This is a genomic window from Rhodopseudomonas sp. BR0C11, assembly GCF_010820945.1.
Lineage (GTDB): Bacteria > Pseudomonadota > Alphaproteobacteria > Rhizobiales > Xanthobacteraceae > Rhodopseudomonas > Rhodopseudomonas palustris_H.
Map to the genome: position 1 here is coordinate 1 of NZ_QTKI01000257.1, position 6,834 is coordinate 6,834.

Annotated in this window: 4 protein-coding genes and 1 pseudogene; 3 read left to right on the forward strand and 2 right to left on the reverse strand. The window is 65.5% G+C overall.

What is annotated here, in order from left to right:
• Positions 1 to 314: 314 nt before the first annotated feature.
• Together DYI24_RS17970 and DYI24_RS17975 are read left to right on the forward strand one after the other, a co-directional pair.
• Positions 315 to 1,508, forward strand: coding sequence for a hypothetical protein (locus tag DYI24_RS17970; protein WP_164573273.1), 1,194 nt, complete (start codon positions 315 to 317; stop codon positions 1,506 to 1,508).
• 112 nt (positions 1,509 to 1,620) lie between these two features.
• Entirely contained in the window at positions 1,621 to 3,126 is a 1,506-nt protein-coding gene (locus DYI24_RS17975; protein ID WP_164573274.1) for a phytoene desaturase family protein, read from the forward strand.
• Between the two features lie 2 nt (positions 3,127 to 3,128).
• On the opposite strand, the gene DYI24_RS17980 is transcribed toward DYI24_RS17975, so the two are convergent.
• Positions 3,129 to 3,545 carry an META domain-containing protein gene (locus tag DYI24_RS17980; RefSeq protein WP_164573275.1) on the reverse strand — a complete coding sequence of 139 codons (417 nt, stop codon included), beginning with the start codon at positions 3,543 to 3,545 and terminating at the stop codon, positions 3,129 to 3,131.
• A 143-nt stretch (positions 3,546 to 3,688) separates the two neighbouring features.
• On the reverse strand, positions 3,689 to 5,353 hold the full coding sequence (locus tag DYI24_RS17985; protein WP_164573276.1) for an L-lactate permease: 1,665 nt from the start codon (positions 5,351 to 5,353) through the stop codon (positions 3,689 to 3,691).
• Between the two features lie 272 nt (positions 5,354 to 5,625).
• On the opposite strand from DYI24_RS17985, the pseudogene DYI24_RS17990 reads away from it, so the two are divergent.
• Positions 5,626 to 6,783, forward strand: a pseudogene (locus DYI24_RS17990) (ABC transporter ATP-binding protein/permease); the annotation flags it as partial.
• Positions 6,784 to 6,834: the final 51 nt, after the last annotated feature.

Sequence of the window (6,834 nt, forward strand, 5' to 3'; positions counted from 1 at the left end):
GGTCACCACCGAAGCCATGGTCGCCGAGCTGCCGAAGGCCGATGCCCCGGCGATGCCGGCCGGCGGTGGCATGGGTGGGATGGGCGGCATGGGCTTCTAAGCCCGCGCCTGTCGCACTGAAGATCGATCACGCAAGGCCGCCTCCGGGCGGCCTTGTTTTTTGGCACCGCACCTCGCGCGCCTTGCTTCGGATTCAATTCGAATCGACTAGAGCATTTCCGGTTCTGACGCGTTGTGTCCCGGCGAACCGTTGTCCACTCGGCTCCCAAAAAGCTTTAGGTTCGATGCAGCCTGATTCTCGCGAGGTTCACGTGATGCGCGCATTCCTGTTCAGCCTGCTGGCGCTGCTGCCGGCGACCGATGTCGCCCTGGCTCAGAGCAAGTCCGCCACGAAATCGGCAGCGCCGCCGGCCAACGAGACGCGCTATTTCACCGCCATCGACGGCTTCATGGACGGCGCCGACGTCATCCTGAAAGAGAAGCGTCAGGGCAAGACGGTCACCTCTGCCGAGCTCGACGTCTGCTATTCGCCGTCGAAGACCTCGGACCGCCGCGATCGCTTCGTCGTCACCCTGACCCCGAACGGCCAGGCCCTGACCGGAACGACGCAGACGCTCGGCGGCAAGGCGCCGGTGTCGGTCAGCCTGCAGCAGCGGCCGAATGGCGAGACGTTCGATTTCAAAGGCGTGATCGGGATCGGAACCGCCACGCACGAAATCACCTCGACCGACAATGCCGATCTCAGCGAAAAGGAATTCCAGGAGAACCAGTCGTCCGACGACAGCATCGCGCAGGCGCCGAAGGACTTCACCGCGGTGTCGCCGGAAGCCGTCGGGGTTCGCGTCGCGCTCGAAGGCGCTTCGGATTTCCTGAAGACGCTGAAGACCGAGAATGTCGAAGTGTCGCTGTCGAGCCTCAGCATCGGCTGCGATGCACTGCGCGCCGGCAAGCTGGTGGTCAACCTCACGGTCGATCCGGAGCGCGCCGCCGCGGTGATCGCCAAGGCCAAGGCGTTCCCCGGCGTCGCCGCAGCCGGCTGGACCAACGGCATCGTCGACATGGACCGCACTATCCTGTTCCCGGCGGCGGGCTGGCGCGACGGCGGCAAGCTCAATCGCGAGAAGATCGCCAATACCGTCACCGCCATCCTGTCGCAGACGCTGGAGGCCAAGCTCGCCTCGGCGGTGTGGGATGACGCAAGCGGCAAGCTGAAGATGACCTTCAAGCGGCCGAGCGAGACCTTCCCGGCGCTGCAGCTCACCGAGGTGATCACGGTCGAGGCACTGGTCAGCGCCGACAAGCCGGGCGGCACCGACAAGCTGATGCTGTGGCTCGCCAATGCCAGCGACACCACGGTCGATGAGAACGCGCCGCCCCGGCTCGGCCTCAATGACGACGCCCCCGGCGAAGAAGAAGGCGAACCGCGCCCCGATGGCGGCGCCGTCGCAGCCCTCGCCAAAGAGCTCAAGGGCCAGCGCTGGGATTCCGAAAGCTCGACCTGGCAATAGCGCGCCGCAAGCGCCCAGGATCGGCCGTCGCCAGATCATGGAACCGCGATTTGACATGCCGCTGCAATGCGGCAATGAAGCGCTTCCCTTGGATGGCAGGATAATCGGCTGAATGACGCGCTTTGATGCAGTGGTAATTGGCGCCGGGCTCGGTGGCCTGACTGCGGGCGCGATCCTGGCCCGCGAAGGTCGCAAGGTGCTGGTGATCGAGCGCGGTAATTCGGTCGGCGGCGCGGCCTCGAGCTACAAGGTCGGCGAACTGTTCGTCGAAGGCTCGCTGCATATCACCGGCAACCCGCAGCACGTCCGCGATCCGAAACACCGCGCCTTGAGCCGCGCCGGGGTGCTCGACGCGGTGCAGTGGATTCCCGCCGGGGCGCTGTATCAGATGCGCGGCGGTCCTGTGGGCGAACCGTTCACGCTCCCGGACGAATTCGCCGCCGCGCGCGACGCGCTGAACAAGCGCTTCCCGCACGCCAGCGCCGGGATCGCGCAATGGCTCGGGGAGCTCGAGCGCCTCGCCGGAACGCTCGGCGATGGCGGCCTCGACGCGGTGATGGCGCTGGCGCCGGAGTATCCCGATTGGCACGCCTCGCTCCGCGACAAGCTGCAGGCGCTGTTCGGCGACGACGAAGCGGTGAAGTGCGCCGTCGCCGGGAATCTCTCTTACGTTCACGATGATCCTGCCGCGCTGTGGTGGGTGCTGTTCGCGATGGTGCAGGGCAGCTTCCTGCTCAGCGGTGCGCGCTTCATCCAGGGCGGCTCGCAGCGGCTGTCGAGCGCACTGGCCCGCGCGGTGCGCAAGGCCGGCGGCGAGGTACTGCTCCGCCGCGTCGTCTCCGGCGTGGTGATGGGCGATCACGGCGGGCCGCATCAGGTCACCCATATGGCCCGCGACGGCGGCGATCCGCAGACCGTGGAATCCTCGACTGTGATCGGCAACGCCGCGCCTTCGACGCTCGCAAGTCTGCTTCCGGCCGACCAGGCGAAGCTGCTGACCGACAGCTACGCCGATCGGACGCCGTCGCTGTCGCTGTTCGCGCTGACGCTCGGGCTGTCCAAACCGCCGCGCGAATTCGGGGTCAGCAGCTACGCCACCCAGCTGCTGCCGGACTGGATGACGACGCTGGCGTCCTACGCCGAGGCCAAGACCCTGATGGCGGACGAGCCGGGTGCGCGGATGCCGCCGCTGGCGATCGCCGATTACACCGCGATCGACTCCGGCGTGCCGTCGCCGCCCTTCGTGCTGTCGGTGGTCGGACCGGATCGGGTGTCGAACTGGGATGGCCTCGATCAGGACACGTATCGGGCCAAGCGCGCCCGCTGGCAGCAGGCGCTGCTCGCCCATCTCGATCGCAGCTATCCGGACCTGGCTGGCGCAGTAACGGCGGCGGCGTTCAACACCGCGTTTTCGGTGCAGCAATATCTCGGCGCGCCGCAGGGTGCGGTCTACGGCTTTGCGCCGCTGCTGGCGAATTCCGATACGCCCTACCGCACGCCGCGCACAGCCCTGCCCGGCTTGTATCTGTCGTCCGCGTACGCGGGCATCGGCGGCTACAGCGGCGTGGTGCAGGCGGCGGAAGGTTGCGCCGAGCTGATCCTGCAGGATCGGAAATAGCGTCAGTTCGTATTGAGGTGGAACCGCAGCGGCTGCGGACCACCGGTGAAGCTGACGAAATCGCCTTGCCGGCTCCAGTTGGTCGCCGCAGCAAGCGCTGCGACCAGCGCATCATCCGCCTGAGCGCGGTCCGCCGGACAATTGCGATCCTCGATCGCACCCGGCATGAAGATCACGGTGCTGCCGGCGACCGAAAACTGCCCAACGCTGCCCTTGCACCACAGCTCCAGCCGCACGCTCCCCTGATCGCCGATTTCCAAATTCGGAATCCGCTTCGAGCCGGGCTTCGCCGGCGCGTCCAGCGTCAGTTCCAGACCGAACGGAAATTCCTGGTCGGATTGCGCAAGCGACGGCGTCGCGGAGCCGGCTGCCAGCACCACGGCGATGGCGGCGAAACGAAAGATCGACTGACGGTGCATGGTGCCTCGGCCGTTGTTCAGGACGGTCCGCTGTTTATCGCGAACCGCACCGGCTTGCCAGACCGCGGCGCCATCGAAGCCTGCAACGAAAAGCCCCGCGGCCGAGACCGCGGGGCTTTGGCGCAATTCAGCGCTGGCTTGCGTTACTTCAAGACCATCGCGGTGAATGGATAGACATAGGCCTGCAGCATCACCAGCACGCCGACCAAACACGCCAGCGTAATCGAGTGCAGGAAGACGTAGCGCAGGATCGTGCCTTCATGGCCGTACCAGTTGGTCGCCGTCGACGCGACAACGATCGACTGAGCGTCGATCATCTTGCCCATCACGCCGCCGGATGAGTTGGCGGCGCCCATCAGAATCGGGGACAGGCCGAGCTGTTCGGAGGTGATCTTCTGCAGATTGCCGAACAGCACGTTGGAGGCGGTGTCCGATCCGGTCAGAGCCACGCCGAGCCAGCCGAGTAGCGTGCCGAAGAACGGATACAACACGCCGGTCGCAGCAAACGCCAGGCCCAGCGTCGCGTCGACGCCGGACAGCCGCGTCAACGTCCCGATCGCCAGCATCGCCGAGATGGTGATCAGCGAGATCGCGCAGACCTTGATGGTGCGGCCGTACTCGGTCGCCATCTTGCCGGGCGACACGCCCATCAACAGCCCGGAGATAAGCGCCGCGATCAGCATGCCGGTGCCGGTGAACGACAGATAGGTGAACGAGAACACCGCGGCCTCAGGCGTCGGCTTGGCGGCGACCGGCGGCACCTTCTGGATCAGGTTGTGCAGCTCGGGCACCGGGTAGTTCCAGACGAAGATCGAGTTCGCCCAGGCCTTGAAGGCGCCGTTGCCCCAGATCAGCATCACGATGCAGACGATGATCCACGGCAGCAACGCGCCCCACAGCTGCGCCTGCGTCAGCGGGGCCCGGCTCAGCTCTTTCGGCGGGGCCATGGTCTCGGTGGAGGGATCGTGGCTGCGCAGCTTCGGCGACAGCCACAGCTCTTTCGGCTGCCACACCTTCAGGAACAGGATCAGGCAGCCCATCGAGATCAGCGAGGCGCCGATGTCGACGATCCACGGATTGATGTAGTTCGAGATCACGAATTGCGGGACCGCGAACGACACGCCGGTGACAAGGATCGCCGGCCAGATCTGCATCATGCCGCGGAAGCCCGCGAACGCCCAGATCAACCAGAACGGCACCAACAGGGAGAAGAACGGCAGTTGCCGGCCGACCATCGCGCCGAGGATGTAGGGATCGAGGCCGGTGACCGACGCGAGGCCCTGGATCGGCGTGCCGAGCGCGCCGTAGGCGACCGGCGCGGTGTTGGCGATCAGTGACAGGCCCGAAGCGGCGAGCGGCGAGAAGCCGAGGCCGATCAGCACCGCGCCGGTGATCGCCACCGGCGTGCCGAACCCGGATGCACCTTCGAAGAATGCGCCGAACGCAAATGCGATCAGCAGTAGCTGCAGCCGGCGATCGGTCGTCACGCCGCCAATCGCACGCTGCAGCAGCTCGAACCGGCCTGTCGCCACGGTGACCCGATAGAGAAAGATGACGTTGAGAACGATCCAGCCGATCGGGAAGAAGCCGGTGACGACACCGAGTAGCGAGGCGCGGACCGACATGTTGGCCGGCATCGTGAAGACGAAGATCGCCACCGCGTTGGCGAGCACCAGAGCGATGATCGCAGCGAGGTGAGCTTTCACCTTGCCGCTCGCGATCAGTACCAGCAGCGTGACTACGGGAACGGCCGCCGCCAGGGTCGACAAAGCGGCGCTGCCAAGTGGATTATAGATTTGATTCCACACGCATTTCTCTCCCTTAATGTTATGTTTTTTGACCGCGTCGGTGCGAGCCGGTCCGACACGGAGATCAATCGGGAGGCTGCTGCCTCCTCAAAGTACGGCCGAGCAAGCGGGCCTGCTCACAAACGCGCGAAGCAGCTGACCGCCGAGCTTGCCGCCGGCACGATCATGCTAGGGTGCGACAACTGGGTGCGACAAGCCGCCGTAGGTTAATTTACCTACAACTTTCGTCTAACCATCAAACTGCCCGAGAGCCCGCACCGGAGACCTCATCCGTGAGCAACATCAAAGGAACGCTGGCGACCGCCTGGCGGATCGCCGCGCCGTATTTCAGTGCCGAAGACAAATGGATGGGCCGCGGGCTGCTCGCAGCCGTCGTCGTCATCGAGCTCGCCGTGGTCGGGCTCTCGGTGCTGTTCAACCGCTGGAACAACGTATTCTACAACGCGCTGCAGGAGCGGAACTACGACGTCTTCACCTATCAGATCATCTACTTCTGCGTGCTGGCGGCGATCTGGATCGCCCTCAAAGTTTACCAGCTCTACCTCAATCAGTGGCTGCAGATCCGCTGGCGCAAGTGGATGACCGAGCGCTATCTCGGCGGCTGGCTGCACGACGCCAACCACTACCAGATGCAGCTCACCGGCGACGCCGCCGACAACCCCGATCAGCGCATCGCCGAGGACACGCAGTTGTTCGTCGAGCGCACGCTGGCGCTGGGCATCGGCCTGCTCAACGCCGTGGTGACGCTGGCCTCGTTCGTGGTGATCCTGTGGGGGCTGTCGAACGAAGCGCCGCTGCATCTGTTCGGTCAGGACGTGCCGATCCCCGGCTATCTCGTCTGGGGCGCGCTGATCTATGCGGCGCTGGGCACCGCCCTCACCCATTGGATCGGCTCGCCGCTGGTCGATCTCAACTTCCGCCAGCAGCGGTATGAAGCCGACTTCCGCTTCAATCTGGTGCGCGCTCGCGAGAACGCCGAACAGATCGCGCTGCTCCGCGGCGAGCCGGCCGAGCGCGACAAGCTGGCGTCCCGCTTCAGCTACGTGGCCGAGAACTTCATGCGGATCATGAGCCGGACCAAGCGGCTGACTGCCTTCACCGCCAGCTACTCGCAGGCGTCGATCATCTTCCCCTACATCCTCGTCGCCCCGGCCTTTTTTGCCCAGAAGGTGCAGCTCGGCGGCATGATGCAGACCGCCTCCGCCTTCAGCAGCGTCCAGGACTCGCTGTCGTTCTTCATCACCGCCTACCGGACTCTGGCGGAATGGCAGTCCGTGCTGCAGCGGCTCGACGGTTTCGAGCGCGCGATCGAAGGCGCCGCCAGCCGGCGCGACAATCCAGGCGTGATGCGCGTGCCGGCCCCAGCCGGCGGAATCGAACTGAAGGATCTCAACCTGACGCTGCCGGCCGGAGCGCCGCTGATCAGCGCGCCCCAGACGAGATAGCCGGGGATCGGCACGTCCTGACCGAACAGATGCAGC